The following is a 26883-nucleotide window of genomic DNA, read 5'->3' on the forward strand; positions in this document are numbered from 1 at the left end:
GTGGGCAGGGAGGCCGGGATGCGGGATCTGAAGGTTGTCGGACTCGACGTCACCGGCCGGAACGTGATCTGCGAGATCGACCAGCACAGTGCCGACGCCCCGGACAAGTTCAGGCTGCCGCTCAACGAGCAGCTGCGCGCGGCGGTGCGTGGCGAGCAGGCCAAGGCCGGTCAGACCGAGATCGAGATCGAACCCAACCTGCTGCGCCCGCGCGACATCCAGGCCCGGATCCGGGCGGGAGCGTCGGTGGAGCAGCTGGTCGCCCTGTGCGGCGGCGACATCCACCGGATCCAGCGGTTCGCCGACCCGGTGTTGCTGGAGCGGGCCCGGGCGGCCGAGCTGGCCACCGCCGCCCATCCGATGCTCGACGACGGGCCGTCGGTGCTGACCCTGCTGGAGACGGTGTCGGGCACCCTGATCGGCCGCGGGCTCAACCCGGAGAACCTGGTCTGGGACGCGTGGCGCAACGAGGACGGCCGGTGGACCGTACAGCTGGCCTGGCAGGCCGGCCGCTCGGAGAACGTCGCGCACTTCCGGTATTCGCCCGGCTCGCACGGCGGCACCGTGACCGCGATCGACGACACCGCCGCCGAGCTGATCGACCCGTCGTCCACCCGCCCGCTGCGCCCGCTGGCCGCCGTCGCGCAATTGGACTTCAGGGCCACACCGGCTCCGAAGGCCCCGGCCGTGCCGAAGCCCACCGCCCAGAAGCCGGCTGCTGTGGCCCAGGCCCCGGCAGCCCCTCCCGCGACGGCTGCGACGCCGGTTGCGCCCGAACCCGAACCCGAGGCCCCCAAGCACCGCAGTCGCGGCCGCGCCCACCCGACGGTTCCCGGCTGGGAGGACGTCCTGCTGGGCGTGCGTTCCGGCAGCGAGCGCTGACCGCCGGCAACCAGATCGCCCGCTTCGGCGTACGCAACTGGTCATTCGACCCCGTCGTGCCGAGTGACCGACCACTTACGTACCGGCCCGACGGCTGATGGGCACGAGAACCCCCGTCGGTAGGTTGTCTCAAGTGCCCTGCCCGCCCGAAATCCTCGTCGTCGACATCGATGATCCGGCCGATCCGCGGCTGGACGACTTCCGCGACCTCAACAGCGTCGACCGTCGTCCCGACCTGCCGGGCGGCAAGGGCCTGGTGATCGCCGAGGGCGTGCTGGTCGCCGAGCGCATGCTGGCCTCCCGCTTCGCCCCGCACGCCCTGTTGGGAACCGACCGTCGCCTCACCGAACTGACGCCGGCGCTGACCGCCGCCGGCCGGGTGGACCTGCCCTATTTCCGGACCAGCGCCGAGGTGATGGCCGAGGTGGTCGGCTTCCACCTCAACCGCGGGGTGCTGGCCGCCGCCCGTCGTACCCGGGAGCTGGATCCGGCCGATCTGCTGGCCGCCGCGAGGACGGTGGCCGTGCTCGAGGGGGTAAACGACCACGAGAACCTTGGCTCGATCTTCCGCAACGCCGCCGGTCTGGGTGTCGACGCGGTGTTGTTCGGCCCCGGCTGCGCCGATCCGCTGTATCGCCGCGCCGTGCGGGTCTCCATGGGGCATGCGCTGCTGGTGCCGTTCGCCCGGACCCCGGCCTGGCCGATAGGTCTGCGGATGCTGGCCGAGCACGGGTTCACCGTGCTGGCCATGACCCCGGGACCCCGGTCCGTGTCGCTGGCCGAGGCGATGACCCGGGCCGCCGATGCCCGGGTGGCGATCCTCGTCGGCGCCGAGGGGCCGGGGCTGACCGAGACCGCACTGCGGGCCGCCGACCTGCGGGTGCGCATCCCGATGTCGCGCGGCACCGATTCGCTGAACGTGGCGACCGCCGCCGCCCTGGCCTTCTACGAGCGCGTTAGGGTGGCGCCGTGACCGATCGACACCCCGGCGACGGGCCCACCCCGTGGGGAACCGGACTGACGGTGGCGGCATTCGTCGCGACGGCCACCGGCATCGCGGTGGTGGTGCTCGGCATCGGACTGATCCGGGTGCATCCGTTGCTCGCGGTGGGCCTGAACCTGGTGGCCGTCGGCGGTCTGGCGCCGACGGTATGGGGCTGGCGTCACACCCCGGTGCTGCGCTGGCTGGTGCCCGGGCTGACCGTCGGCGTCGCCGTAGGCTGGCTGATCCTGCTAGCCGGCGGCGCCACCGGAAGTCTCTAGCCGACCCCACACCGGCACCTAAACCGCGTGCCGCAACTTACCGATGGGTAGAGTTGCCGACGATGTCCGCTGCAGCCCGAGAAGCCGTCCAGCCACCGCCGCTACCGGCGGCGCTGCTGGACCCGGTGCCGATGGTCGCCGTCGGCGCCATGCTCTGGCTGCTGGCGACCATCGCCGCCTTCACCATCGACGCGTGCGCGACCTGGCGGCCGGTCACGCTGGCCGGCCTCGGCGTCGGCGTGCTGGGCACCGGCATCTTCCTGTGGCAGCGCAGCGCCGCCCGCCGGGGTGCTCGCGGCGCCCAGACCGGCCTGAGCTAAACCCCCTGATCGTCCCGAAAACCCACCAGAACGGAGACACCCATGGCTGCCGAACTCCTGCAGGCCCAGATCGACATCGCCGCCCCGCCGTCGAAGGTGTGGGCGCTGATCTCGGACTTCAAGCGGATGCCCGAGTGGAGCCCTCAGTGCCGGCTGATGAAGCCGCTCGGCGCGGTCAAGCCCGGTACCCGCACCTTCAACATGAACCGCCGCGGGATGCTGTTCTGGCCGACGACCTGCACGGTCACCGAGGTGGAGCCGGACCGCAAGCTGGCTTTCAAGGTCGACGCCAACGGCACCACCTGGAGCTACGAGCTGGAGGCCACAAAGACCGGCACCCGGCTGGTCGAGTCCCGGCGTGCGCCCAACGGCATGGTGAGCACGGTGTCGCGGGTGCTGACCGACAACGTGCTGGGCGGCACCGACGATTTCGAGGTGGAGCTGGTCGAGGGGATGAACACCTCGCTGGCCCGGATCAAGGCCGCGGCGGAGCGATGACCTCGACGACCCCGTCGTCGTAGGGGTCATACGCCGGCGACCCGATCAGCGGCGCCGGCGGGGTGTCCGAGTGCGCGCCGCAGCCGTAGCCGAAGTCGACCACCCGGCCGTCGGCGGCCAGTTCGTTGGCGCAGACGCCGAACAGCCGGCCCAGCGAGCCGGACAGGTTCACCAGATAACCGCAGTCGCGGCAGTGCCGCTTGGTGGCCCGCGCCATCGCCGACTCGGGCCCGAACTCACCGTCGTGCCAGCGTTCGGCGGCCTCCACGCGGCCCCACAGGCTGAGCACCCGGCGCCGGCCCAGGCCGATCTCCGGTGCGGACTCGTCGACACCCGGGTCCCCCGAGAGGGTGTAGCCGGGCACCAGACGCGGGTCGTCCGGCGGGGAGGCCAGCAGGTCGCCCGGGCTCAGGTCACCGGGAACCACTCGCTCCTCCCACGGCAGCCAGGGCGGGGCGAGCAGCGCGTCGGGTCCCGGGACCAGCACGACCTCGCTGACGGTGACGTGCCCGGCGCCGGGATAGCCGGCCACCACGACGGCCCATTCCCAGCCGCTGTAGCCGGCAACCGTGGCCGTGAAGCGGTGCGTGGCCGAGCTGGCGTCCTCGAAGTCGGCACCGAGGTAGTCGCCGACGGTGCCGCCGCACTCCTGCACCGCGGTGCGGGCGGATTCGACGGCACCCAGCAGCATCGCCCGCAGTTCCTCGACAAGGACCGGGTCGGGCTCGGGCGTATCGACCGGGACCAGCGGCTCCACCGCTTCGCTGACGCTGTTCATATCGCCGTCCATCTTGCCCGATCCGGACGCCGGTTATCCACACCGGTGGCCGTCCGGCCTGCCGCTGCCGTCACCACCACCGCGCATGAGGGACAATCCTGGGGTGTCCCAACAACGTCGTGATCGTCCGTCACGCGGCGAACACCCGGGCATGGCCAACTACCCGACGGAACCGAGGGATCCGGCCCAGCCGAGGCCCGGCTCGTCGGCGGGCAACCGTTATCTGCCCCCGCTCGACGACGACTGGACCTCCCATCACCGCGGCCAGGACGACGAACGCCCGCCCGAGCCGCGCGACGGCGACCGGGTCGGCGGCACCGCCCGGTCGGCCGCCATGCGCAGCCGCGAGATGGGTTACCGGATGTACGGCATGGTGCAGCGCGCGGCCACCGCCGACGGGGCCGACAAGTCCGGGCTGACCGCGCTGACCTGGCCGGTGGTGGCGAACTTCGCCGTTGACGCCGCGATGGCCGTCGCATTGGCTAACACGTTGTTCTTCGCCGCGGCGACCGGCGAGTCCAAGAGCCGGGTGGCGCTGTACCTGCTGATCACCATCGCCCCCTTCGCGGTGATCGCCCCGGTGATCGGCCCGGCGCTGGACCGGCTGCAGCACGGCCGCAGGGTCGCGCTGGCGGTGTCGTTCGGGCTGCGCACGCTGCTGGCACTGCTGCTGATCGCCAACTACGACGGCGCCACCGGCAGCTTCCCGTCGTGGGTGCTCTATCCGGCGGCGCTGGGCATGATGGTGCTGTCGAAATCGTTCTCGGTGCTGCGCAGCGCGGTCACGCCACGGGTGATGCCACCGAACATCGACCTGGTCCGGGTCAATTCCCGATTGACCATGTTCGGCCTGATCGGCGGCACCATCGTCGGCGGCGGGATCGCCGCGGCCATCGAGTACGTCTGCACCACCCTGTTCGAGCTGCCCGGCGCCCTGCTGGTGGTGCTGATCGTGACGCTGGCCGGCGCCGCGCTGTCCATGCGCATACCCAGCTGGGTGGAGGTCACCGCCGGCGAGGTGCCCACCACCCTGAGCTACCACGACGATTCCAATCCGCTGCGTCGTCATCCGCATCCGCTCACCGAAGCCGAGGACGAGCGGCAGCCGATGGGCCGCAACATCATCACGTCGCTGTGGGGCAACTGCACCATCAAGGCGATGGTGGGCTTTCTGTTCCTGTACCCGGCGTTCGTCGCCAGGCAGCAGGGCGACGGCGGCTGGGAGCAGCTGGCCATCCTGGGTGTCATCGGCGCCGCAGCGGGCATCGGGAACTTCATCGGCAACTTCACCGCCGCGCGGCTCAAACTGGGCCGCCCGGCGATGCTGGTGGTCCGGGCGACGATGGCCGTCACCGCGATGGCGCTGGCCGCCGCGGTGGCCGGCAGCCTGCCCGTCGTCGCCGCCGCCACGATGATCACCTCCGGCGCCAGCGCCATCGCCAAGGCCTCGCTGGACGCGTCGCTGCAGCACGACCTGCCGGAGCGGTCCCGGGCCTCGGCGTTCGGCCGCAGTGAGTCGGTGCTGCAGTTGGCCTGGGTGCTCGGCGGGGCGCTCGGCGTGCTCGTCTACACCGAGTGGACGGTGGGTTTCACCGCGATCAGCGCCCTGCTGATCCTCGGGCTGGCGCAGACCATCGTCAGCTTCGAGGGCGGATCGCTGATCCCCGGATTCGGCGGCAACCGGCCAGTCATGGTGGGATCTGAGGACGGTTCGGCGAGGGTAGGCGGAGTTGGCGCGAGCGAAGCGAGTGCCGGCGGAGCCGGACCGAAGCCGGGACCGTCCGCAAACAAACCGGACCCGACTGCTGGGAGTTACCGATGAAACGCTGGGTGGCCGTGCTGGCCGGATGCGCGCTGGTGCTGGCCTCCATCGGGGAGGGCCTGCTGGTCTGGCGGTTCGCCAGGCACCAGGGTCCGCAGTACCCGGAGATCAGCGCGTACTCGCGCGGTGAAACCGTCCGGGTCGGGCCGTACCTGTACTGCACGCCGCGGGTCGAGGGCAAGACCATCCTCATCGCCGACGACGACTGCGTCGAGCCCGGGAACAGCGGCACGCTGGTCGTCGACGCGGACAATGCGGTGCAGCTGTCGGTGCCCGAAGAGCTGGCGAGAGGGCCGTGGCGGGTGAATCTGAGCTACGAGATCAGCGATGTCGAAGGCCCACACCCGGACGACCAGTCACGCGCACTGACGATCCCGACCGTCGACCCGCTGCGCGGCAGACTGCAGTATTTCGTCGTCGGGTTGCCCGATCCCGCCGGCCGCTACTACGCCGAATGGACCGTCAACGCCGTCTGGCCCGACGAGAAGGCCACCGCCGCCAACTGAGCCGGGAAGGAAGCTAAGCGTGGTTTACGGCGTCGAGAGTGCGCTCAGCCGCGGTTTCCGGATCGGCAGTGCGGTGAGCTCGCTGGAAAGCCCCGATTCGGGCGAAAACGCCACGCTCAGTGCACTCCCGACGCGAAAACCACGCTCAGTGCACTACCGACGGCCGTCGACTCGCCCAGCCGCGGATCGCCGAACGGATTAGGCGTCGAGCTCGCGGGCGACGGCCTTGACCACCTCGGAGACCCGGCGGGCGATCTTGCGGTCCGGGTAGCGGCCCTTGCGCAGCTCGGGCTGCACGGTGCCCTCCAGCAGCGTGATCATGTCCTCGACCATGCCGTGCAGCTCGTCGGGGGTGTGCTTGTGCTCGGCCGGGCCGCCCTCGCGGCGGGGAGCCTCCCGACGGGTTTTGGCCAGGCTCGGCGGATCCCCCAGCAGGGTCACCTGCAGCGCCTGCGGGCCGCGACGGCCCGAGGCGATGCCGAACTCCACGCGCTGGCCGGCCTTGAGGTCCGTCACGCCCGCGGGCAGCGCCGAAGACGGGACGTAGACGTCCTCGCCCTCTTCCTGCGCCACGAAGCCGAAGCCCTTCTCCGCGCTGTACCACTTCACCTTGCCGGTCGGCACTGTCGTTCACCCGCTCAAACTCGCGGCCACCGGCGGTGGCCTGTACATGAGAAAACGCCTCGCCTGCGCGAGACGCCACTGCCGCCGATCCTACTCGGCCCGGTGGCAAAGCGGCATCCACTTGTCCAGCGGGCCCACGGATACCCACAAATCCACCGGTCTATCCGCCAACCGGCCGATCTCGACGTGATTTACCTCACATAACGATCCGGTCACAAAATGTCCAACACTCGAAACCTGTGAGGAAAGTCCTGCGGGAACGCGGGTCCGAAGTGGCGTTTTAATACCCTCTTAAAGTTTGCTGGAGGCCGAAACGCCGATCACACGACGACGTGACGGGATAACTGGGACCCGTTACCGTCTCCTTTCGTGCCCGTTGGTCGTCGTTGACCGGCAGGCTCGCCCCAACCCGGCCGCGCCGAGCTCCATCCGCCGAGTGGGGGCCACACCAACCTGTGGATGGAGACGGGGGACCCAACCGGTCCACCGATACGGACCTGAGGCCCAGTGGGCCTCTTGGGGTGAAGCCGACGTAGTACCCGCGGGGATACCCTGCGGCCATGATGCCGGCCGGGCAGCCTCTCCAGCCCGAACCCGACAGCTGACCTCGTGGGCGCGCATGACGAGAGGAACTGCACGACCATGAGCGGACGGCATCGCAAGCCCACATCCTCGGCCAAGAGCGTCGCCAAGATCGCCGTCACCGGCGTGGCGCTGGCCGGCGGCGGTCTCACCTTGGCCTCGGTGGCCAATGCAGCCCCGGACAGCGAGTGGGATCAGGTAGCCCGCTGCGAGTCCGGCGGCAACTGGGCCATCAACACCGGCAACGGCTACCAGGGCGGACTGCAGTTCTCCTCCAGCACCTGGCGTGGACATGGCGGCGGCGAGTTCGCCCCGGCCGCCAACCTGGCCACCAAGGATCAGCAGATCGCCATCGCCGAGCGCGTGCTGGCCTCTCAGGGCCGCGGCGCCTGGCCGGTGTGCGGACGCGGTCTGTCCGGCGCCACCCCCCGCAACGTGGTCCGCGAGGCCCCCAAGCCCGCTGACGCCCCGATCGACGGTGGCGACGTGAACGCCACCGCGGTGTCCTTCGACACCCCGGCTCCGGAGGCTCCGGCCCCCGATGCCCCGGCGGACTTCGTCGCACACGACGCGGCCCCCGAAGCGCCGGCGCTCGACGCCCCCGCCCCGGACGCTCCTGCCCCGGACGCACCGGAGGCCCCGGCCGACTTCATCGCCCCCGAGGCCGCTCCGGCTCCCGAAGCCCCGGCGCTCGACGCCCCGGAGGCCCCGGCCCTGGATGCCCCGGCTCCCGACGCTCCGGCACCGGACGCCCCGGCGCCCGAGTCGGCCGTCGTCGACGCCTCCAACGAGGCCCCGATCGCCGACGCGCAGCCCGCTTCCGAGTGGACCTTCGCGGACCCGGCCGCCGACGCCCCGCAGTCCTGGGCGCTGCACGCCGACGCTCCGCTGGCCCCGGCCGCGGACACCGCCGACACCCCCGCGGCGGCCCCGGCCACCGAGGGCGTCCCGCACCTGTCCAGCCCGCAGAACCTGCCCCCCGGCACCACCACCGAGCCGGGCACGGATTCCGCGCACCCGAACCTGACCTACGTCCGGGAGCTGTGGCACGCCGTGCAGACCCAGGAGATCAGCGGCAACGACATGCTGCTCGCGCTGAGCCAGCGGTCCCTCGCCGGCCCCGCGCCGGTCGGCAACGGCCCGGTCGACCCGAACGCCCCGGTGTCGGGTGCGGCCATCGCCCCGGAGACCGTCACGGCCTCCTGAACCCGATCGAGAAAGTCCGGCCCCGCAGATCTGCGGGGCCGGACTTTTTCGTCTCCTGGATCCGGGCCCGAAAGCAGCCGGAAACACCGCAGGCCCGCTGCCCCACCAAAGTGGGGCAGCGGGCCCGTGGAGAACGTCGGGTTATCGGTTGACGACGGTGACCGGGTGCAGGTACGGCAGCTCCTGGTACGGCAGCGGGAAGGTCACTTCACCGAACGGCGACAGCGAGCCGGTGCGGTCGCAGACCAGTTCGCTGACGGCGTGCTCACCGGGAGCGGTCGCCGGCCAGCCCGGGTCGACGTACTGGTTCTTATCGTTGGTGTTGTCAGCCACGTCTGACATTGTGACAGTTAGGGCCCGGCGATGTGTAGCCGAGGCTGCTTTACGCTGGCCAGCGATGACAAGGCGCACCCGATGACCAAGCACGCCCAGGGCATCCCGCTGGGAGCCTGGCTGTCGGACCTGCCCGACGAGCAGCTGGTCCGGCTGCTCACGCTGCGTCCCGACCTGGCCCAGCCCGCCCCCGCCAGCCTCGCCGCACTCGCCGCGCGCGCCCAGGCCCGCCAGTCCGTGCAGGCCGCCACCGACGAGCTGGATCTGCGGCACCTGGCGGTGCTGGACGCACTGCTGGTGCTGCACGCCAACCGCACGCCGGCACCCGTCGCCGACATCGCCGCCCTGCTGGAGCACCGCATCGACGCCGACGACCTGGACGCGGTGCTGGCCGACCTGGCCGACCGGGCGCTGGTGTGGGGCACTGACCGGATCCGGGTGGCCGGCGAGGCCGGGGCCGGACTGCCCTGGTATCCCGGCCAGCTCGCGCTGGACTCACCGCGCCGCTCGGTAGACCAGCTGTCGGCGGCCATCGACGCCCTGCCCGATGAACAGGCCGAACTGCTGTCCCGGCTGTCCGAGGGGTCTCCGGTGGGCCGCACCCGCGACGCCGCACCCACTGCACCCGCCGATCACCCGGTGCCCCGTCTGCTGGCCACCGGCCTGCTGCTGCGCCTCGACGACGAGACGGTGCTGCTGCCCCGGCGCGTCGGGCAGCTGCTGCGCGGTCACACCCCCGACCCGGTGCTGCTGGCGCCGCCGGACCCCGCGGTGCGCCGGGGCGCGGTCGCCGACGTCGACGGCGCCGCCGCGGTCGCCATCCTGGACCTGCTGCGCGAGACGGAGTCGGTGCTGGCGCTGCTGGGTGCCACCCCGGTGCCGCAGTTGCGCAGCGGCGGCCTGGGTGTGCGGGATGTACGAAGGCTGGCCAAGACCGCCGAGGTCACCGAGGCCCGGCTGGCGCTGATCCTGGAGATCGCGGCCGCCGCCGGGCTGATCGCCGACGGCATGCCCGATCCGGAGCCGGAATCCGGCTCACCGCCGTTCTGGGCGCCGACGGCCGCCGCCGACCGGTTCCTGGACGCCCCGGCCGCCGCGCAGTGGGCCCAGCTCGCCGGAGCCTGGCTGACGCTGGCGTCCCGGCCGAGCCTGATCGGCCGGCGCGGTCCCGACGGGAAACCGCTCGGCGCGCTGTCCTATCCGCTGCATTCGGCCGCCGCGCCGTTGGACCGCCGGTTGCTGCTCAAAACGCTGGCCGGGTTGCCGCCGGGCACCGGCACCGACGCGGCGACGGTGTCGGCGGCGCTGATCTGGGCGCGGCCGCGCTGGGCGGCGCGGCTGCAGCCCGAGCCGGTCGGCGATCTGCTGGACGAGGCACACGCCCTCGGCGTCGTCGCGCACGGCGCGCTGAGCAGCCCGGGACGCGCCCTGCTGGACTCCGGTGAGGACGCGGCCGTCGCCGCGATGACCGAGGCGCTGCCGACCCCCGTCGACCATTTCCTACTGCAGGCCGACCTGACGGTCGTCGTACCCGGGCCGCCGGCCCGCGACCTGGCCGTCGAACTGGCCGCCGTCGCCGACCGGGAGTCCGCGGGTGCGGCGTCGGTGTTCCGGGTCACCGAGGCGACAGTGCGCCGGGCGCTGGACTCCGGGCGCAGCGCCGGCGAGCTGCACGCCTTCTTCGCCGGGCACACCAAAACCCCCGTCCCCCAGGGCCTGACCTACCTGATCGACGACGTGGCCCGCCGGCACGGGCGGCTGCGGGTCGGGCTGGGGTCGTCGTTCGTCCGGTGCGAGGACCCCGCGCTGCTGGCTCAGGCCGTCGCCAGTCCGGCGCTGCGCAGCCTCGAGCCCCGGCTGCTGGCACCGACGGTGGCGATCTCGCTGGCCCCGATCGGCGAGCTGCTGGCGGCGCTGCGCGACGCCGGATTCGCCCCGGCCGCCGAGGACGCCTCGGGGGCGGTGGTGGATCTGGCGGCCCGCGGCGCCCGGGTCGCCGCGCAGACCCGGCGGTGGTCGCAGCGCTCGCCACTGACGCCGCCGGACCCCGACGGGCTGGCGGCCCTGGTGTCGGTGCTGCGCCGGATGGACGCCACCCCCGAGGGGGAGAACCTCGACGCCACCCAGGCCACCATGGCGCTGCTGCGCGCGGCGATCGAACGCTCCGAGGTGCTGATCGGCTACCTGGACGCCGCGGGGATGGCGACCCGGCGGGTGGTGGAGCCGATCAGCGTGCGCGGCGGGCTGCTCAACGCCTTTGACCAGGCGTCGGGGCGGGTCCGGGAGTTCGCCGTGCACCGCATCACGTCGGTGTTGTCGGACCCCAACGGATAATGGGGTCATGACCGACGGACCGCTCATCGTGCAATCCGACAAGACTGTGTTGTTGGAGGTCGACCACGAGCTCGCCGGTGCGGCACGGGCGGCGATCGCGCCGTTCGCCGAACTGGAACGCGCTCCCGAGCACGTGCACACCTACCGGATCACCCCGCTGGCGCTGTGGAACGCCCGCGCCGCCGGCCACGACGCCGAGCAGGTGGTGGACGCGCTGGTGAGTTTCTCCCGCTACGCGGTGCCGCAGCCGCTGCTGGTCGACATCGTCGACACCATGGCCCGATACGGCCGGCTGCAGCTGGTCAAGCACCCGGCGCACGGGCTGTGCCTGGTCAGCCTGGATCGCGCGGTCCTCGAGGAGGTGCTGCGCAACAAGAAGATCGCCCCGATGCTCGGTGCCCGCATCGACGACGACACGGTGATCGTGCACCCGTCCGAACGCGGCCGAGTCAAGCAGATGCTGCTCAAGATCGGTTGGCCCGCCGAGGATCTGGCCGGCTACGTCGACGGCGAGAAGCACCCCATCGAACTAGACCAGGACGGCTGGGAGCTGCGCGACTACCAGCAGATGGCCGCCGACTCGTTCTGGGCGGGCGGTTCCGGGGTGGTGGTGCTGCCGTGCGGGGCGGGCAAGACCATCGTCGGCGCGGCGGCGATGGCCACCGCCGGGGCGACGACGCTGATCCTGGTCACCAACACCGTGGCGGGCCGGCAGTGGAAGCGGGAACTGATCGCGCGGACGTCACTGACCGAAGCCGAAATCGGCGAGTACTCCGGCGAGCGCAAGGAGATCCGGCCGGTCACCATCGCGACGTACCAGGTGATCACCCGTCGCACCAAGGGCGAATACAAGCATCTGGAGCTCTTCGACTCCCGCGACTGGGGCCTGATCATCTACGACGAGGTGCATCTGCTGCCCGCTCCGGTGTTCCGGATGACCGCCGATCTGCAGTCCCGGCGGCGCCTGGGCCTGACGGCGACGCTGATCCGCGAGGACGGCCGCGAGGGCGACGTGTTCTCGCTGATCGGGCCCAAGCGTTACGACGCGCCGTGGAAGGACATCGAGGCCCAGGGCTGGATCGCGCCGGCCGAGTGCGTCGAGGTGCGGGTCACCATGACCGAGAACGAGCGGATGACCTATGCGACCGCCGAGCCCGAGGAGCGCTACAAACTGTGCGCGACGGCGCACACCAAGATCGCGGTGGTGCGCTCCATCCTGGAGCGGCATCCGGACGAACCGACGCTGGTGATCGGCGCCTACCTGGACCAGCTCGACGAGCTCGGCGCCGAGCTGGATGCGCCGGTGATCCAGGGATCGACCCGAAATGCCGAGCGGGAGAAGCTGTTCGACGCGTTCCGGGCCGGTGAGATCAAGACGCTGGTGGTGTCCAAGGTGGCCAACTTCTCCATCGACCTGCCGGAGGCCTCGGTGGCGGTGCAGGTGTCGGGCACGTTCGGTTCGCGGCAGGAGGAGGCCCAGCGGCTGGGCCGGTTGCTGCGGCCCAAGCACGACGGCGGCGGGGCGATCTTCTACAGCGTGGTCGCCCGGGACTCGCTGGACGCCGAGTACGCCGCGCACCGGCAGCGGTTCCTCGCCGAGCAGGGCTACGGGTACATCATCCGCGACGCCGACGATCTACTGGGGCCGGCCATCTGACGGGACCACCCTCCCGAATCCATCGCACCTTCTGCGCCGCGGAAGTGCGTCCCGGTCCGGGTCTGTCTATGGCGGACAGCCGCCATCGGCGATGGCGGACAGCCTCAATCCTGTGCCGCGTTCAACTTCCGTTCATCCGGATTCGGGATCGCGTTCAGCCCCTCCGAGCTCAATGGGCCGCGCCGATAACGATTTGATTGCAACCCGGAGGTCCCGATGGCCGCACGACTCCCCCGACCCCTGGTGGCGGCCTGCGCCGCGGCCGCCCTGTGCGCCGTGACGCTGGCCCCGGCGCCGGACGCTCGAGCGCAGGATGTGCAGATGGCGCCCACGGCGCTCGACGAGGTGACGCCCGACGGGCTGAACATCCACATCGGGATCAACAACGAGGTGGTCAACGCGGTCCCCAATCTCGCCGAAGCGCAGAACTCCCGGGAGGCGTTCGTGACGCTGGTCGCCTCCACCTCGGTGTCGGACCCGGGCCCAATCCTGGACAGCCTGTTCATCACCGGCTACCAGCTGGGCTGCCAGTCCGACGTGTCCGCCGGCTTGCAGTTCGGCGGCGCGGTCTCCGGCGGTGTCGCCGCCAGCGACACCCTGGGGGCGCTGCCCGGCGGAGCGGTGGGCGGCGGTGCCACCGGCTACGCGCAGACGGTTCTGGAGCCGGGCGTGATCGTCGACCTGCCGATGTCCAACATGACCCTGTCGCCGTCCGGACACGCCACCCTGGCGATCACGAACCTGCACGTCAAGGCCGACGCTTGCGGCGGTGACGTGACTATCCGCTCGTACGCCTACCTGCGGGTGTCGACGGCGAACGCACATTCGTCGTACGCCACCTACGGCGACCCGATCAAGATCTGAGCGGCGATGACACCGCCACCCCGCGGGGCCGTGATCGCCCTGCTGGCCGCCGGACTACTCGTCGTCCCCGCGCCGGCCGCAGCCGCCGACCCGTCGCCCGGGCCGCCCCCGGGTTACGACGGGCTGCCGTATCACAACATGCCAGGCCGGATCGGCCACCAGCCGGGCGCCTACACCTGGGTGCTCGGGTTCTACCTGAGGCCGCGCCGGGTGCTGGACGCCGCCGGCACCTCGGCGATGTCCAACGCGGACCTGGATTCGGCCAGATACGGGCTGCCCAACTCCCGGCTCGGCGTCGAGCCCACCCGGCGGGCCTGGACCGGGAACGCACCCGGGGTCCGCCCCGACAACCCGATGGACGCGGTCGGCTCGCCCGATCCCGCCGGTGGCGTCAAACCGGCGACGACGATGCCCGGCGGCGCACCGGGCGGTCTGGAGGATCCGGCGGGCGCCCCGAAGCAGCCGGCCGTCCGCAGTGAATCGTCGGACCCGACGCCCGGAGGCGGTATTCAGCCCGGTTCCCAGAACACCGGGCCCGAACCCGCCGGTTCGAGGCGATAGGCGCATGGGTATGAGGAAACCGCTGGCGGCCCTGGCCGCGCTGGCCGGGATCGGGATGCTGGCCGCCCCGACAGCCGGCGCCGACCCCACCCCGTCGGTCCCGGGTGACCCGACCGGACCGATCTACAACCCGCCCGGCTACATCGGCTACTACCCGGGCGCCTACGGATTCCAGTCGATCTGGTCGCTGACGCCGCCGTCCCGGTTCGTCGACGGCGGCAACACCGGGGCCCGCTCCAACGCCGATCCCGAGGCCTCAGGCACCGGCATGCCGGGTGATCGGCTCGGTGTGCAGGACAACCGCGCCGTGGTCAAGGGCATCGGGCCGTCGAGCCAGGTGCGCGGGGTGCGCACCGGCAAGGCGGTGCCGTCGTCGGCGCAGGAGGACAACGCCGGCGGCGTGCTGCCCGGCGCCACCGCGGCGACCGGTCAGGCCGACCCGGTGACCGGGCAGCCGCTGGCACTGGAAAACCCCGACCCGGCCGCGCAGGCGGCACCGGGAGCCGCACCGCAGGCTCCGCCGCCGGGCCCGGAGTCGCAGCAGCCGGGTGCCGGGCCGCTGGCCGCACCGGGTGTTTCGGACTGGTGGACCATCCGCGCGCGGCGCTGACCCCCTCCTTCTCAGCTCAGCGCGGGGATGACCGCCCGTTCGAACAGCTCGAGGCCGCGGTGATCGTGCGCGGCGTCGGGGAAGTAGCAGATCAGGTATTCGCAGCCGAGGTCCTTGAGCCGGGCCAGCTGCCCGATGACCTGTTCGGGGGTACCGGTGCCGGGTCCGCGCATGGCGGTGACCATGGACTCGGTCGCCGCGTCACCGACCAACGGGCTGTACACGCCCCGCAGGTGCGCCAACCGGGCGTCAACCTCGGCCTCGGTGTCCGCGATCACCACGTTGATGTTGGCCGACCGCACGACCGCGTCGTAATCGGTGCCGACGTCGTCGCAGTGCCCGGCCAGCACCCGGGACTTGTGCGCGAACTGTTCGGGGTCGCCGGAGAAGTTGGTGTACTGCGCGTATTTGGCGGCGATCTTCAGCGTCACCTTCTCCCCTCCCCCGGCGATCCACAGAGGAATCCCGTTCTCCTGCAGGGGTTTCGGTGCGACAATCGCGCCGTCGACCTGGTAGTGGCGGCCGTCGAAACTGACCCGACCGTCGCGCCAGGCGTCGCGCATGATCTGCACGCCCTCGTCGAGGCGGGCCAGCCGCTCCCGGGCCGGCGGGAACCCGTAACCGTAGGCGCGCCACTCGTGTTCGTACCAGCCGGCGCCGATGCCCATCTGGATGCGTCCGCCGGAGATGATGTCGGCGGTGGCGGCCACTTTGGCCAGGTACACCGGGTTGCGGTAGCTCATCGCCGTGCACATCTGGCCCAGCTTGATCCGGCTGGTGCCGGCCGCGAACGCCGACATCAGCGACCACGCTTCGTGGGTGGCCTCGTCGGTGGGCAGCGGCACGGTGTGGAAGTGGTCGTAGACCCACAGCGAATCCCACGCATCACCGTCGTCGGCGCGCCGGGCCAGCCCGTTCATCACCGCCCACTGCTCGCTCGAGTCGATGCCGACGAGGTCCAGTCGCCAGCCCTGCGGGATGAACATTCCGAAGCGCATGGGCCGACTGTAGCCGCGGCAGCGCGGCTGGAGGCGGGGCCCGGGGACCGGAGATGCTGCCGGGTCGGACTGGGGTGGAGCGGAGCGCGAGTCGCGCGCCGGGTCCTGGCCCGGGGCACCCCTCGAGGCTTGCAGATTTTCTCATAGAATTCTTATTTATCGGGCCCCCGATTTGGGCCCTTCCGATCGATTTCCTGTCGGTGGCCCGAACTAATGTTCTAAGTATGAACAGGAACGCGTACGCCGATCGGGAGGCGATCTTCGCCGCCCTGGCGGACGCCGAAGCCGCCTACCAGAAGCTCGCCAACTGCTCCCTCGACGCGCTGACCTCGGAGGAAGTGCTGGACGTCCTGGAGCGCAGGGAGACGTTGGCCTGGAAGCAGCCGGCCGTGGACCACCGGTTGTTGGCCCGCTTGGCCGCCGACGGCAACCCGGGCAAGCTCGGGGCCGCCACGCTGTCACGGGTCCTGGAGGAGCGGCTGCGGATCTCCCGCGCGGCGGCCAAGCGGCGGTTGGACGACGCCGCCGATCTCGGACCCCGAATGACCCTCGACGGCGCGGCGTTGGAGCCGCTGCTGCCGGCGGTGGCCGCCGCCCAGGCTGAGGGACGGATCAGCCCCGAGCATGTGGCCATCGCCCGCGAGGTCTACGCGCAGATACCGTCCGCGGTGACGGCCAAGTGGCGCGGGTACGCCCAGGTCGAGCTCGCCGAACTGGCCGCCGAACACGGCCCGGCGATGTTCCGGCGGCTGGCGAATCTGCTGCTCACCGTCTTGGACCCCGACGGTGACTTCTCCGACCGACAGCGCCAGAACAAGCGGGGTCTGGTGCTCGGCCCGCAGTGCCGGGACGGCTCCAGCAAGCTGTCCGGAGTCCTCACTCCCGAAGCCCGCGCCACCCTGGAGCCCTTGCTGGCGAAGCTGGCCGCCCCGGGAATGTGCAACCCGGCCGACGAACATCCCTGCGTGTCCGGCACGCCGGGCGAGGACCAGATCCGCAACGACGCCCGGACCTGGAAACAGCGCAACCATGACGCCCTGCTCGCGGTATTGCGCGCGATGCTGGCCTCCGGAGACCTCGGCCAGCACAACGGCCTTCCGGTCACCGTGATCGTCACGACGACGCTCGCCGAAATGGAAGCCGCCGCGCACGCCGGCGCCCAGATCGACGCCGCGGCGGGGCCCGCCCATCGGGATCTACCGACCGGCGGGGACCGGCCGGCGACCGGCCGCCAGGCGCCGCCGGACCCGAGCTCCGGGGCGCTGACCGGTTGGGCGACCACCGCGGGCGGGTCCCGGCTGCCGATGAGCGACGTGATCCGGCTTGGCTCACACGCGGTCCACTACCTGGTGATCTTCGACGGCCGGGGCCGCGCGTTGTGGCTGGGCCGCTCCAAACGAATAGCGTCGGCCGACCAGCGGATCGTGCTGGTGGCCCGGGACCGCGGCTGCACGCGGCCCGGATGCACGGCAAGCGCCTACGACTGCCAGGCCCACCATCTGGGCCGGGGCTGGCGCAATGGCACCGACACCAACATCGATGACCTCGGGCAGGCCTGCGGACCGGACAATGTGATGGCCGACCAGTTCGACTGGACGACCGTGCTCAACGACAACGGCCGCGTGGAATGGCACCCGCCGCCCGCGCTGGACCGCGGCCAGAGCCGGGTCAACGCGTTCAACTTCCCCGAAGACCTGCTGGTGGACCTGCGGCGCCGTCGCGCACGACTGCGCGGCCAGCCCGATCCCGGCCCGGCGCCGCCTCCGTATCCGCCCACGCCGCCCGGCGCCGATCCGCCGGGAACCGCACCGGGTTGGTTGGAGGACGCGGTCGCGTGCGCGGGCTGGATGTCCTACTTCGATGAGACCGATGCCGAACTTGACGAGATCGCTGCGGCCACCGGGTACGACTGCGCCGGGTACCCCTGGGACCCTGACTGCAATCCCGACTGCCACGACGACGGGCGCACCGAAATAACCGACGAGGAGCTGGCCCGCCTCATCGCCCGCGACCCCGAACGCCACCTTGCCGAGCGCTGAGCTGCGGCCCGGGCTCAGGTGGTCCGCAGCGAGGCCACCATTCGGTCGATGACGCCGGCGTCCGGCGCGCCGTCGATGCCCTGCTCCAGGCTGATCACGAACAACACCGTGCCGTCCTGGCCGGGAACGGTGGTGGCGACCATGCTGTGCAGCGCGGACGGGCCGGTGCACGCGTCGGCCTTGATTCCGGTGACCGTCGCAATCACCTGAACCGCGGGGCGGCCCGAGACGGTCAGGCTCTTGGGGGAACTCAGCGACACCGCGGGCACCTGACCGTCCTCGGAGGTGTAGATGTCGGCCACCTTCGTCGCCTCGGCGTTGACGGACTGGTTGATGTCGGAGATGTCGGAGGATCCGGGCACCCCGGAGACGGCCAGCGAGGACTTTGCGCACTTAGGGTTGTCCAGCGAGGCGGCGCCGCTCATCGTTCTGATCGGGCAGTAGCCGAACGGCCCGTCGGGGCACTTCTTCTCCCAGCCGATCAGCGTCCCGCAGCTGCTCACCTCCCAGTTCCCCGGCACGTCGTAGGACAGCCCTCGCTTGGCCTCGACGGTCTGCCAGCCGGTCGGGGTGTTCGGGGCCGCCTTGCCGAGGCAGGCGTTGGAACCGCGTGGCGGGACCGACACCGAGGTCGACGGGAATAGCGGCTCGCTGGTCGTCGCCTGCGGGGTGGAGCTCACCCCGGCCCCGGTGGTGGACGCCACGGCCCCGGTGGTTTCGGAGTTCGTGCCACCGAGCCCCCACAGCAGGGCCCCGGTGGCGACCAGTACCACCACCACCGCCAGCGCGGTCAGCGCGATGACCCGCCATTTGCGCGACGGCGGCTCCGGGGCGCCGGCGCCGCCCAGCGACGGCGCCTCGCCGTACCACTGCTGATAGGACTGCAGCCCCGGCTGCGCCCAGGGCTGAGCATCGGGCTGGGCCCAGGACTGCTGCGGATCGGGCTGGGCCCAGGACGGGCCGTCGGGCCGTTGCCAGGGTGACCCACCGCCCTGCGGCATGCCGGGATAGCTCATACCGGCCAACCTAACAGCGCCGACGACGGCCTTCGCGCACCAAATCCGCGAACCAGATCGGTGCACCAGATCGGTGCACAGCCACGCCCGGCGAAACTCCCCGGAACGCGAAATTCCCCCGAACGCCTCGGGCGTTCGGGGGAATTCGTGTCAGTGCGTCAGAGCAGCGAGGCCGGCGGGTTGAACCGGTCGCCATAGCGGGCGGCCAGCTCCTTGGCCCGGGCGACGAACGCCTCCCGGCCCACACCGAGGGGTCCCTCGTAGCCCACGATGAACTGCGCCGAACCACCCGTGTAGGGCGGGTAGCCGATGCCCATGATGGACCCGATGTTGGCGTCGGCGGTGGACGTCAGCACCCCCTCGTCGAGGCACTTCTGGGTCTCGATCGCCTCGGCGAACAGCATCCGGTCGATCATGTCCTGCAGCGGGATCTGGGTCGACCCGGACTTGAAGGTCTCCGCCAGGCCCGGCCACAGGCCAACCCGCTTCCCGTCGGCGTAGTCGTAGAAGCCAGCACCCTTCAACCGGCCGCCCCGGCCGAGCTCCAGCATCTTCTCGACAACGATCTCGCCCGGGTGCGGCGTGTAGCTGCCGCCCTCGGCCTCGACGCCCTCCTTGGTGGCCACCGCGATCTTGTGCATGAGCTCCAGGTTCAGCTCATCGGACAGCTGCAGCGGCGCCGCCGGGTAACCGGCCTGCAGACCCGCCTGCTCGACCGACGAGGCGGCGATGCCCTCGCCCAGCATGGCGATGGCCTCCTGCACGAAGGTGCCGATGACCCGGCTGGTGAAGAAGCCGCGGCTGTCGTTGACGACGATCGGGGTCTTCTTGATGGCCAGCACGTAGTCGAACACCCGGGCCAGGGTCTCGTCGGAGGTCTTCTCCCCCTTGATGATCTCCACCAGCGGCATCTTGTCGACCGGCGAGAAGAAGTGGATGCCGATGAAGTCGTCCTGGCGCTTCACCCCGGTGGCCAGACCGGTGATCGGCAGGGTCGAGGTGTTGGAGCCCAGCACCGCGTTCGGCTCGACGATGTCCTCGATCTCCTGGAACACCTTCTGCTTGAGCTCCACGCTCTCGAAGACGGCCTCGATGACGAAGTCGACACCCTTGAGGTCGGCGGCGTCCGCGGTCGGGGTGATCCGGCCCAACAGCTCCGCGGACTTCTCCTCGGTGGTCCGCCCGCGCCCCAACGCCTTGGCCTCGAGCTTCTCCGAGTAGCCCTTGCCGCGCTCGGCGGCCTCGAGCGAGACGTCCTTGAGGACAACGTCGTAGCCGGCCTTGGCCGAGACGTAGGCGATGCCCGCGCCCATCATGCCGGCGCCGAGCACACCGATCTTGGTGATCGGGGTCTTCTCGATGCCCTTGGGGCGGCTGCCGCCACCGTTGATGGTCGCCATGTCCACAAAGAACGCCTGGATCATGTTTTTGGCGGTCTGGCCGGTGACCAGCGAGGTGAAGTAGCGGCTCTCGATCCGGCTGGCGGTGTCGAAGTCCACCTGCGCACCCTCGACCGCGGCGGCCAGGATGGCCCGCGGCGCGGGCATCGGGGCGCCCTTGAGCTGCTTGCGCAGCAGCGCCGGGAACGACGGCAGGATGGCCGCCAGCGCCGGGGTGGACGGGGTGCCGCCGGGCATCTTGTAGCCCTGCTTGTCCCACGGCTGCACTGCGGCACCCTCCGGGTTGGCCTTGAGCTCCTCCTTGATCCAGGCCTTCGCCCTCGGGACCAGCTCGTCGACGCTGCCGACGACCTCGTCGACCAGACCGGTGTCCTTGGCCTTGGCCGGCTTGAAGCGAGTGCCCTGCGCGAGCACCTCCATGAAGGCCTTCTGGATGCCGAACATCCGGACAGAGCGGGTCACGCCGCCGCCGCCGGGCAGCAGGCCCAGGGTGACCTCGGGCAGGCCGATGACCGAACCCGGGACGTCCGCGGCGATGCGGTGGTGGCACGCCAGCGCGATCTCCAGGCCGCCGCCCAGCGCCGCGCCGTTGATGGCCGCGACGACCGGCTTGCCGAGGGTCTCCAGGGCGCGCAGGTCGGCCTTGATGAACTCGACCTCGTCGAACGCCTCCTGGGCGTTCTCCGGGCCCACCGCGAGCATGCCCTTGAGGTCACCGCCGGCGAAGAAGGTCTTCTTCGCGCTGGTGATCACCACGCCGGTGATGGAGTCCTTCTCGGACACCAATCGCGCGACGGTGTTGTGCATCGACTCCTTGTAGTGCTCGTTCATCACGTTGGCCGAGCCGGTCGGATCGTCGAGCGTGAGCGTGACGATGCCGTCGGCATCCTGGTCCCACTTGATGGTGTTCTCTGCCATGACTTCTTATCCTTTGCTTCGCCGCGGCTCAGACGCGCTCGATGATGGTGGCCACGCCCATGCCGCCGCCGATACACAGCGTGATCAGGGCACGCCGGGCGCCGCGACGCTCCAGCTCGTCGACCATGGTTCCGGTGATCATGGCGCCGGTGGCGCCCAGCGGGTGGCCCATCGCGATGGCGCCACCATTGACGTTGAGCTTCTCGTCGGGGATGCCCAGGTCCTTCTGGAACTTCAGCACCACCGAGGCGAACGCCTCGTTCAGCTCGAACAGGTCGATGTCATCGACGGTCAAGCCGGCGCGGGCGAGCACCTTCTCGGTGGCCGGGGTGGGCCCGGTCAGCATGATGGTGGCGTCGGCGCCGCTGGTGGCGGTGGCGACGATGCGGGCCCGCGGGGTGAGGCCCTGGCTGGTGCCGGCCTTCTCGCTACCGATCAGCAGCAGCGCGGCGCCGTCGACGATGCCGGAACTGTTACCACCGGTGTGCACGTGGTTGATCTTCTCGACCCAGTGGTACTTCTGCAGCGCCACATCGTCGAAGCCGCCCATGGCGGCCAGCGCCTCGAACGCCGGGCGCAGCTTGCCCAGGTCCTCGACGGTGGTGCCGGGACGCATGTGCTCGTCGTGGTCCAGGACGACCAGGCCGTTCTGGTCGCGAACCGGGATGACGGACTTGGCGAAGTAGCCGCCCGACCAGGCGGCAGCGGCGCGCTCCTGCGAGCGTGCGGCGTAGGCGTCGACGTCGTCGCGGGTGAAGCCCTCCATGGTGGCGATCAGATCGGCACCGATTCCCTGCGGCGCGATGTAGTTGTCGAAGGTGAACGGGATGTCGGAGAACATCGCGCCGCCGTCAGCGCCCATGGGAACGCGGCTCATCGACTCCACACCACCGGCGTAGATCAGGTCGTCCCAGCCGGAGCGGATCTTCTGCGCGGCGGTGTTGACGGCCTCCAGGCCGGAGGCGCAGAACCGGTTGAGCTGGTAGCCACCGGTGGTGTCGGGCAGACCGGCGGCCAGCACCGCGGTGCGGGCGATATCGGCACCCTGGTCACCGACCGGCGACACGCAGCCCAGCAGCACGTCGCTGATCAGGGTCTCGTCCAGGTCGGGATGGCGGCGGCGCATCTCCTCGATCAGGCCGACGACCAGGTCGAGCGGCTTGACCTCGTTGAGTGCGCCCTTGCGCTGCTTGCCACGCGGCGTGCGAATGGCCTCGTAGATGAAGGCTTCTTCGGACATGTAGTTGCTCCAGGTCCTGTTCAGGTTGGTGGCGCGGGTTTCCGGCCGGGCCGGGCCCGCTGGAGGGTCGTCCTCGTGGGCGCAGCATATCAGCCTCACCCAACCACTTGGTTGGGAGAGGTCGGCCGGGGGCTGGGGCAAGATGCGGGTATGACGGTCGCCCGGCTGCGCCCCTTCCAGACCACCATCTTCGCCGAGATGTCGGCGCTGGCCGCCCGCCTCGGCGCGGTCAACCTCGGCCAGGGGTTCCCCGACGAGGACGGGCCGGCGGCCATGCTGGAAGCGGCGCGTCGGGCCATCGCCGAGGGCGCCAACCAGTACCCGCCCGGCCCCGGCATCCCCGCGCTGCGCGCGGCCGTCGCCGATCAGCGGCGCCGCCGGTTCGGTGTCGACTACGACCCCGACACCGAGGTGCTGGTCACCGTCGGCGCCACCGAGGGCATCGCCGCGGCGGTCCTGGGCCTGGTCGAGCCGGGCTCGGAGGTGGTGCTCATCGAGCCGTTCTACGACTCCTACTCCCCGGTGGTGGCGATGGCCGGTGCGCACCGGGTCGGGGTGTCGATGGTGCCGGCCGGCGCCGGTTTCGCCCTGGACCTCGACGCGGTGCGCGCGGCGATCACACCCCGTACCCGGGCGCTGATCCTCAACACCCCGCACAATCCGACCGGCTGGGTGGCCTCCGACGACGAGTTGCGCGGGCTGGCCGAGATTGCGGTCGCGGCCGATCTGCTGGTCATCTCCGACGAGGTCTACGAGCACCTGGTGTTCGACGGTCGGGTGCACCGGCCGCTGGCCGCCTATCCGGGCATGTTCGAGCGGACCGTCACCGTCTCCAGCGCCGCGAAGATGTTCAACGTCACCGGCTGGAAGATCGGCTGGGCGCTGGGCCCCGCGGAGTTGATCACCGGGGTGCGCGCGGCCAAGCAGTACCTCACCTATGTCGGCGGGTCGCCGCTGCAGCCGGCCGTCGCCGAGGCGCTGGACACCGGCGACGGGTGGGTGGACGAACTGTGCGCCACGCTGGCCGCGCGCCGGGACCGGCTCGCCGTGGCGCTGACCGACATCGGGTTCGCGGTGCACGACAGCGGCGGCACCTATTTCCTGTGCGCCGATCCCCGGCCGCTGGGCTATCCGGATTCGACGGCGTTCTGCGCCGAGCTGCCCGAGCGGATCGGGGTGGCCGCCATCCCGCTGTCGGCGTTCTGCGACCCGGACGGGCCGTCGTTTCACCGGTGGAATCACCTGGTGCGGTTCGCGTTCTGCAAGCGCGACGACACCCTGGAGCTGGCGATCGAGCGGCTGCAGCGGCTACCGGTTGGCTAGCCCTTCTTGAGCTTGAGGACCTGCTTGCGCAGCCCGTCGGTGGCGGTCTCCATGCCGCCCTTGAGGGTGCGCTTGAGGATGAAGCCGGGCAGCGGGACGGTCGGGTCCACCGACAGATCGAACCGCACCTTCGTCTTGTCGCCGGCCGGGGTCAGCGTGTAGGTCGCGTCCTGGGACCTCATCTGCCCGGCCGAGACCAGCGTCCAGCTGACCGAGGAGTCGGTCCAGGTGTAGTCGACCACCAGGGTGTCGGTGAGCCCCGCCGCCTTGATGACGAGTTTGACCTGGTGCGGCCGCCCGTCGTCGTAGCTGGTCAGCACCTCGGCCTTCTGGTACTGCGGCGACCACTGCGGGGTGTTCTCGATGTCGGCGATGACGTCGAGGATCTCCGCCGGCGTGGCTTCGATGAGGACTTCGCGGGAATCACTGACTGCCATGGCAGGCAGACTAACCCGCCGCCGACGGGCCCCACGGGCGTTCCGCCGGACCCACCCGCGACAGATACCCCTGTGGGTATATGGTGGACGTCATGAGCGACGCAACCCACAACCACGATCTGCTGACCACCCTCAACGCCCAGGCGCGCGAGCTGCGGAAACACATCCCGGACGTGTACCAGGGCTTCGCCGCGACACACAAGGCCGCGATGGCCGAGGGCGCACTGTCGACCAAGGTCAAGGAACTCATCGCGCTGGCCATCGGCGTCACCAACCGCTGCGACGGCTGCATCGCCTCGCACGCCCGCGGCGCCGCCCGAGCCGGTGCGACCAAAGAGGAGGCCGCCGAGGCGATGGGTGTAGCGATCCTGCTCAACGGCGGTCACTCCACCGTCTACGGTCCGCGCGCGTACGCCGCGTTCTGCGAGTTCGCCGACGGCCAGAACTGAGACCACGTTTGCGGCGGCCCCAGCTTCCCCTCGCTGAACCGCCTAGCCCTCCAGCCGGGTCGCCTTCGCCACGCAGCGCTTGACGGTGTCGACGGCCTCCTGGTTGAGCCGGGGCAGCGCACGGCCGTCGGGCAGCGTGCTGGTGGCGCGGGCCTTGTCGGTCAGGCTGTACATCTTCTGGTCGGCGTAGACCCACACGTCGGGGCCGGTGGCGTCGTCGCCCATCCCGGACAGGATGTTGCCGCCGACGTAGAGGTAGCCGCCGGCGCGCACCGAGGCGACCTGGCTGATCCGCTGACCGGAGGTGAAGTTGGAGTTGATCTTCGAGACCCGCTCGCCGCCGACACCTTCGCAGCCCGACACCGTGTTGTCGACGACGGTGGTCGTCGTGCTCGGCGCGCTGGCCGGCACCACCGGCGCCGGCTTGAGGTGGCAGCCGGCCGTCAGCAGCATCACCGGAGCCAGGAACGTGACGAAAATGGCGCGACGTGTCATGCTGCCTCCTGCTCGAACGGACCCCCTCCAGTACACAGGTACCGGAATGCGGCCCGTTCACCGGGGCAACGGGAGGATCATTCCTTCTCGTAGACCTGAGGACCGATCCAGCTGCCCGAGGTGGACACCATGAACTGGTTGCCGCTGTAGGCGTAGTTGCCGCTGCCGGTGCAGTAGACCGCACCCTCGGGCGTCACGCCGCACTTGGCGTTCTTGTATTCCACGTAATTGTCGGCCGGCAGTACCGTCTGCGGGACACCGGCGACGAACCGCAGCTGGTCGGTGTTGTCGAAGTGCGCGTCGGACTCACCGCTGAACCAGCCGACCTGGTTGGCCCCGCCGGGGGCGCCCGGGATGGTGCCGGTGCAGCCGGTGCTGCCGTCGTCCCAGATGCCGCAGTTCAGGCCGCTCGGGGTGGAGAACCAGATGCCCGGCTTGTCGGCGAGCTGGAACCTTTCGAAGTCCAGCTTGGCGTAGCGGGAGATGTCCGGGTAGGGCTTGGTGGGCTTCTGCGGTGCCGCGGACGCGGGAACCGCGGTCAGCACCCCGACCGCCAGCGCCGCACCCGCGCCGATCGCAACGACGAACTTCTTCATGGCACATCTCCTCCGGTTCGACGACGCGCGGGCGCCGATGGGTTCACCTGTTGAGCCTATTGCCGATCGTTGCGGGGTCGTTACACAATTTTCGTGATCAAGGCGATACCACCGGTACCGGATAGATCTTGCGCCTACGGCGGCCGTGGTCCAGTGTCGAGTTCGTGAACTATGCAGACCAACCGCAGTGGCGCGCCATCGCCGCGTACCTGCCGGAGAAGTACCGCCTGGAGCCGGGCACCGAACCGGCCGAGGAGTGGTGGGAGCACCGGGGCCATCGCATCCACCTGGACACCTACCGGAATCCGGCGGCGCCGGTGAAGGTGATCCTGTTCCACGGGGTGGGTACCAACGGGCGCCAGATGACCACGATCCTCGGGCACCCGCTGTCTGAGCGCGGCTACGAGACCATCGCCGTCGACATGCCCACCTTCGGGCTCACCGAGGTCGCCCCCGGCGCGATCGTCACCTACGACGACTGGGTGCGCATCGGCGCGGATCTCGTCGAGCTCGAGCGGGCGCGCGACGACCGGCCGATCGTGCTGTACGGCCTGTCCGCCGGCGGCATGCTGACCTATCACGTGGCGGCGGCGAACCGGCACGTCGCCGGCATCGTCGGCATGACGTTCCTGGACCAGCGGGTGCAGCGGGTGCGGGTGGAGACGGCGTTCGACCCGGTGGCGACCGGGCTGCTCGGTTCACCGACGCTGGCGGCACTGTCGCGGACCCCGGCGCGGCGGGTCAAGCTGCCGATGCGGCTGGTCTCCAAGATGCGCACGCTGGTCAACAACCCGGCGGCCAAGCGGGCCTGCTACGCGGACAAGACCTCGGCCGGCAACAGCGCGACCGTGGCGTTCCTGCACTCCTATATGACCTACCAGCCGGCCGTCGAACCCGCGGACTTCGACGTGTGCCCGGTGCTGCTGACCCAGCCGGCCGCCGACCGGTGGACGCCGCTGCAGCTCTCGGATCCGGTCATCCCGGCGATCCACCGGGTACCGGTCGACACCGTGCTGCTGGACAACGCCGGCCACTACCCGCTGGAGCAGCCCGGCCTGGACCAACTGGTCGACGCGGTAGACGGGTTCTGCGCCGCCCGCGCGAGCCGGGACTAGCGGACCCGCGGTTCGCC

The 26883-nt window shown here is 70.7% G+C and carries 27 protein-coding genes and 1 riboswitch; of the genes, 17 read left to right on the forward strand and 10 right to left on the reverse strand.

The window, feature by feature from the left end; all coding sequences use genetic code 11:
- Positions 1–18: 18 nt before the first annotated feature.
- The 5 genes from sepH to G6N16_RS20225 all read left to right on the forward strand — a co-directional run bounded on the left by sepH (position 19) and on the right by G6N16_RS20225 (position 2963).
- Positions 19–882, forward strand: a complete 864-nt coding sequence (gene sepH, locus G6N16_RS20205) for a septation protein SepH (RefSeq protein WP_083031200.1) — start codon at positions 19–21, stop codon at positions 880–882.
- Between the two features lie 151 nt (positions 883–1033).
- A complete protein-coding gene (locus G6N16_RS20210) occupies positions 1034–1855 on the forward strand; it encodes a TrmH family RNA methyltransferase (RefSeq protein ID WP_110810854.1) in 822 nt (273 codons plus the stop codon).
- Entirely contained in the window at positions 1852–2145 is a 294-nt protein-coding gene (locus tag G6N16_RS20215) for a DUF2537 domain-containing protein (RefSeq protein ID WP_083031164.1), read from the forward strand. Before G6N16_RS20210 ends, G6N16_RS20215 begins: the two co-directional genes overlap by 4 nt.
- Positions 2146–2207: 62 nt before the next feature.
- A complete protein-coding gene (locus G6N16_RS20220; RefSeq protein ID WP_083031165.1) occupies positions 2208–2465 on the forward strand; it encodes a DUF2530 domain-containing protein in 258 nt (85 codons plus the stop codon).
- A gap of 42 nt (positions 2466–2507) precedes the next feature.
- Positions 2508–2963 (forward strand): SRPBCC family protein, encoded by a 456-nt coding sequence (locus tag G6N16_RS20225; RefSeq protein WP_083031166.1) that lies wholly within the window; start codon positions 2508–2510, stop codon positions 2961–2963.
- Here G6N16_RS20225 and G6N16_RS20230 read toward each other — a convergent pair.
- Positions 2941–3741 (reverse strand): DUF3027 domain-containing protein, encoded by an 801-nt coding sequence (locus tag G6N16_RS20230; RefSeq protein WP_083031201.1) that lies wholly within the window; start codon positions 3739–3741, stop codon positions 2941–2943. The two genes, G6N16_RS20225 and G6N16_RS20230, sit on opposite strands and share 23 nt — an antisense overlap.
- A gap of 85 nt (positions 3742–3826) precedes the next feature.
- On the opposite strand from G6N16_RS20230, the gene G6N16_RS20235 reads away from it, so the two are divergent.
- The gene (locus G6N16_RS20235; RefSeq protein ID WP_083031167.1) at positions 3827–5563 is read left to right on the forward strand and encodes an MFS transporter; all 1737 of its coding nucleotides are present in this window, start codon (positions 3827–3829) and stop codon (positions 5561–5563) included.
- Positions 5560–6069, forward strand: a complete 510-nt coding sequence (locus tag G6N16_RS20240; protein WP_083031168.1) for a DUF2771 family protein — start codon at positions 5560–5562, stop codon at positions 6067–6069. Before G6N16_RS20235 ends, G6N16_RS20240 begins: the two co-directional genes overlap by 4 nt.
- A 198-nt stretch (positions 6070–6267) precedes the next feature.
- On the opposite strand, the gene G6N16_RS20245 is transcribed toward G6N16_RS20240, so the two are convergent.
- On the reverse strand, positions 6268–6693 hold the full coding sequence (locus tag G6N16_RS20245) for a cold-shock protein (RefSeq protein ID WP_083031169.1): 426 nt from the start codon (positions 6691–6693) through the stop codon (positions 6268–6270).
- Between the two features lie 436 nt (positions 6694–7129).
- Positions 7130–7327, forward strand: a riboswitch (cyclic di-AMP (ydaO/yuaA leader).
- A gap of 8 nt (positions 7328–7335) precedes the next feature.
- Here G6N16_RS20245 and G6N16_RS20250 point away from each other — a divergent pair.
- Positions 7336–8481: a transglycosylase family protein gene (locus G6N16_RS20250; RefSeq protein WP_083031170.1), complete on the forward strand. Its 1146-nt coding sequence runs from the start codon at positions 7336–7338 to the stop codon at positions 8479–8481.
- Positions 8482–8622: 141 nt separating this feature from the next.
- On the opposite strand, the gene G6N16_RS20255 is transcribed toward G6N16_RS20250, so the two are convergent.
- Entirely contained in the window at positions 8623–8823 is a 201-nt protein-coding gene (locus G6N16_RS20255; protein ID WP_083031171.1) for a hypothetical protein, read from the reverse strand.
- Between the two features lie 72 nt (positions 8824–8895).
- On the opposite strand from G6N16_RS20255, the gene G6N16_RS20260 reads away from it, so the two are divergent.
- From G6N16_RS20260 to G6N16_RS20280, 5 genes are all read left to right on the forward strand, one after another.
- The gene (locus G6N16_RS20260) at positions 8896–11148 is read left to right on the forward strand and encodes a helicase-associated domain-containing protein (RefSeq protein ID WP_083031173.1); all 2253 of its coding nucleotides are present in this window, start codon (positions 8896–8898) and stop codon (positions 11146–11148) included.
- A gap of 7 nt (positions 11149–11155) precedes the next feature.
- The gene (locus G6N16_RS20265; protein ID WP_083031174.1) at positions 11156–12805 is read left to right on the forward strand and encodes a DNA repair helicase XPB; all 1650 of its coding nucleotides are present in this window, start codon (positions 11156–11158) and stop codon (positions 12803–12805) included.
- A 216-nt stretch (positions 12806–13021) separates the two neighbouring features.
- The gene (locus G6N16_RS20270; protein ID WP_083031175.1) at positions 13022–13669 is read left to right on the forward strand and encodes an MspA family porin; all 648 of its coding nucleotides are present in this window, start codon (positions 13022–13024) and stop codon (positions 13667–13669) included.
- A gap of 6 nt (positions 13670–13675) precedes the next feature.
- Positions 13676–14230 (forward strand): hypothetical protein, encoded by a 555-nt coding sequence (locus tag G6N16_RS20275; protein ID WP_083031176.1) that lies wholly within the window; start codon positions 13676–13678, stop codon positions 14228–14230.
- 10 nt (positions 14231–14240) lie between these two features.
- Positions 14241–14840 carry a hypothetical protein gene (locus tag G6N16_RS20280; RefSeq protein ID WP_083031177.1) on the forward strand — a complete coding sequence of 200 codons (600 nt, stop codon included), beginning with the start codon at positions 14241–14243 and terminating at the stop codon, positions 14838–14840.
- Positions 14841–14851: 11 nt separating this feature from the next.
- On the opposite strand, the gene G6N16_RS20285 is transcribed toward G6N16_RS20280, so the two are convergent.
- A complete protein-coding gene (locus G6N16_RS20285; protein WP_083031178.1) occupies positions 14852–15838 on the reverse strand; it encodes an LLM class F420-dependent oxidoreductase in 987 nt (328 codons plus the stop codon).
- Between the two features lie 224 nt (positions 15839–16062).
- Here G6N16_RS20285 and G6N16_RS20290 point away from each other — a divergent pair, with 224 nt between their 5' ends.
- Positions 16063–17877, forward strand: coding sequence for an HNH endonuclease signature motif containing protein (locus tag G6N16_RS20290; protein ID WP_083031179.1), 1815 nt, complete (start codon positions 16063–16065; stop codon positions 17875–17877).
- A gap of 14 nt (positions 17878–17891) precedes the next feature.
- Here the strand turns inward: G6N16_RS20290 and G6N16_RS20295 are convergent, their stop codons facing one another.
- The 3 genes from G6N16_RS20295 to G6N16_RS20305 all read right to left on the reverse strand — a co-directional run bounded on the left by G6N16_RS20295 (position 17892) and on the right by G6N16_RS20305 (position 22451).
- Positions 17892–18893 (reverse strand): DUF8017 domain-containing protein, encoded by a 1002-nt coding sequence (locus G6N16_RS20295; RefSeq protein WP_110810852.1) that lies wholly within the window; start codon positions 18891–18893, stop codon positions 17892–17894.
- Positions 18894–19051: 158 nt separating this feature from the next.
- A complete protein-coding gene (locus tag G6N16_RS20300; RefSeq protein ID WP_083031180.1) occupies positions 19052–21211 on the reverse strand; it encodes a 3-hydroxyacyl-CoA dehydrogenase NAD-binding domain-containing protein in 2160 nt (719 codons plus the stop codon).
- 28 nt (positions 21212–21239) lie between these two features.
- Positions 21240–22451, reverse strand: coding sequence for an acetyl-CoA C-acetyltransferase (locus tag G6N16_RS20305; protein WP_083031181.1), 1212 nt, complete (start codon positions 22449–22451; stop codon positions 21240–21242).
- A 150-nt stretch (positions 22452–22601) separates the two neighbouring features.
- On the opposite strand from G6N16_RS20305, the gene G6N16_RS20310 reads away from it, so the two are divergent.
- Positions 22602–23774 carry a pyridoxal phosphate-dependent aminotransferase gene (locus G6N16_RS20310; protein ID WP_083031182.1) on the forward strand — a complete coding sequence of 391 codons (1173 nt, stop codon included), beginning with the start codon at positions 22602–22604 and terminating at the stop codon, positions 23772–23774.
- Here the strand turns inward: G6N16_RS20310 and G6N16_RS20315 are convergent.
- The gene (locus G6N16_RS20315) at positions 23771–24211 is read right to left on the reverse strand and encodes an SRPBCC family protein (RefSeq protein ID WP_083031183.1); all 441 of its coding nucleotides are present in this window, start codon (positions 24209–24211) and stop codon (positions 23771–23773) included. The genes G6N16_RS20310 and G6N16_RS20315 overlap by 4 nt on opposite strands.
- Before the next feature lie 92 nt (positions 24212–24303).
- On the opposite strand from G6N16_RS20315, the gene G6N16_RS20320 reads away from it, so the two are divergent.
- The gene (locus G6N16_RS20320) at positions 24304–24660 is read left to right on the forward strand and encodes a carboxymuconolactone decarboxylase family protein (protein ID WP_083031203.1); all 357 of its coding nucleotides are present in this window, start codon (positions 24304–24306) and stop codon (positions 24658–24660) included.
- A 42-nt stretch (positions 24661–24702) separates the two neighbouring features.
- On the opposite strand, the gene G6N16_RS20325 is transcribed toward G6N16_RS20320, so the two are convergent.
- Both G6N16_RS20325 and G6N16_RS20330 read right to left on the reverse strand, forming a co-directional pair.
- On the reverse strand, positions 24703–25155 hold the full coding sequence (locus tag G6N16_RS20325) for a hypothetical protein (RefSeq protein WP_083031184.1): 453 nt from the start codon (positions 25153–25155) through the stop codon (positions 24703–24705).
- Between the two features lie 77 nt (positions 25156–25232).
- Positions 25233–25751 (reverse strand): hypothetical protein, encoded by a 519-nt coding sequence (locus G6N16_RS20330; protein WP_083031185.1) that lies wholly within the window; start codon positions 25749–25751, stop codon positions 25233–25235.
- Positions 25752–25915: 164 nt separating this feature from the next.
- Between G6N16_RS20330 and G6N16_RS20335 the strand changes: the two genes are divergently transcribed.
- The gene (locus tag G6N16_RS20335; protein ID WP_083031187.1) at positions 25916–26866 is read left to right on the forward strand and encodes an alpha/beta hydrolase; all 951 of its coding nucleotides are present in this window, start codon (positions 25916–25918) and stop codon (positions 26864–26866) included.
- Positions 26867–26883 lie beyond the last annotated feature (17 nt).

The sequence above is a fragment of the Mycolicibacterium insubricum genome, assembly GCF_010731615.1.
In the GTDB taxonomy this organism is placed as follows: Bacteria; Actinomycetota; Actinomycetes; order Mycobacteriales; family Mycobacteriaceae; genus Mycobacterium; species Mycobacterium insubricum.

Coding starts and splice junctions, on each gene's coding strand:
- sepH (WP_083031200.1), top strand. CDS start 19: ATGCGGGATCTGAAGGTTGTCGGACTCGACGTCACCGGCCGGAACGTG.
- G6N16_RS20220 (WP_083031165.1), top strand. CDS start 2,208: ATGTCCGCTGCAGCCCGAGAAGCCGTCCAGCCACCGCCGCTACCGGCG.
- G6N16_RS20225 (WP_083031166.1), top strand. CDS start 2,508: ATGGCTGCCGAACTCCTGCAGGCCCAGATCGACATCGCCGCCCCGCCG.
- G6N16_RS20230 (WP_083031201.1), bottom strand. CDS start 3,741: ATGAACAGCGTCAGCGAAGCGGTGGAGCCGCTGGTCCCGGTCGATACG.
- G6N16_RS20235 (WP_083031167.1), top strand. CDS start 3,827: ATGAGGGACAATCCTGGGGTGTCCCAACAACGTCGTGATCGTCCGTCA.
- G6N16_RS20240 (WP_083031168.1), top strand. CDS start 5,560: ATGAAACGCTGGGTGGCCGTGCTGGCCGGATGCGCGCTGGTGCTGGCC.
- G6N16_RS20250 (WP_083031170.1), top strand. CDS start 7,336: ATGAGCGGACGGCATCGCAAGCCCACATCCTCGGCCAAGAGCGTCGCC.
- G6N16_RS20255 (WP_083031171.1), bottom strand. CDS start 8,823: ATGTCAGACGTGGCTGACAACACCAACGATAAGAACCAGTACGTCGAC.
- G6N16_RS20260 (WP_083031173.1), top strand. CDS start 8,896: ATGACCAAGCACGCCCAGGGCATCCCGCTGGGAGCCTGGCTGTCGGAC.
- G6N16_RS20265 (WP_083031174.1), top strand. CDS start 11,156: ATGACCGACGGACCGCTCATCGTGCAATCCGACAAGACTGTGTTGTTG.
- G6N16_RS20270 (WP_083031175.1), top strand. CDS start 13,022: ATGGCCGCACGACTCCCCCGACCCCTGGTGGCGGCCTGCGCCGCGGCC.
- G6N16_RS20275 (WP_083031176.1), top strand. CDS start 13,676: ATGACACCGCCACCCCGCGGGGCCGTGATCGCCCTGCTGGCCGCCGGA.
- G6N16_RS20280 (WP_083031177.1), top strand. CDS start 14,241: ATGAGGAAACCGCTGGCGGCCCTGGCCGCGCTGGCCGGGATCGGGATG.
- G6N16_RS20285 (WP_083031178.1), bottom strand. CDS start 15,838: ATGCGCTTCGGAATGTTCATCCCGCAGGGCTGGCGACTGGACCTCGTC.
- G6N16_RS20290 (WP_083031179.1), top strand. CDS start 16,063: ATGAACAGGAACGCGTACGCCGATCGGGAGGCGATCTTCGCCGCCCTG.
- G6N16_RS20295 (WP_110810852.1), bottom strand. CDS start 18,893: ATGAGCTATCCCGGCATGCCGCAGGGCGGTGGGTCACCCTGGCAACGG.
- G6N16_RS20300 (WP_083031180.1), bottom strand. CDS start 21,211: ATGGCAGAGAACACCATCAAGTGGGACCAGGATGCCGACGGCATCGTC.
- G6N16_RS20305 (WP_083031181.1), bottom strand. CDS start 22,451: ATGTCCGAAGAAGCCTTCATCTACGAGGCCATTCGCACGCCGCGTGGC.
- G6N16_RS20310 (WP_083031182.1), top strand. CDS start 22,602: ATGACGGTCGCCCGGCTGCGCCCCTTCCAGACCACCATCTTCGCCGAG.
- G6N16_RS20315 (WP_083031183.1), bottom strand. CDS start 24,211: ATGGCAGTCAGTGATTCCCGCGAAGTCCTCATCGAAGCCACGCCGGCG.
- G6N16_RS20320 (WP_083031203.1), top strand. CDS start 24,304: ATGAGCGACGCAACCCACAACCACGATCTGCTGACCACCCTCAACGCC.
- G6N16_RS20325 (WP_083031184.1), bottom strand. CDS start 25,155: ATGACACGTCGCGCCATTTTCGTCACGTTCCTGGCTCCGGTGATGCTG.
- G6N16_RS20330 (WP_083031185.1), bottom strand. CDS start 25,751: ATGAAGAAGTTCGTCGTTGCGATCGGCGCGGGTGCGGCGCTGGCGGTC.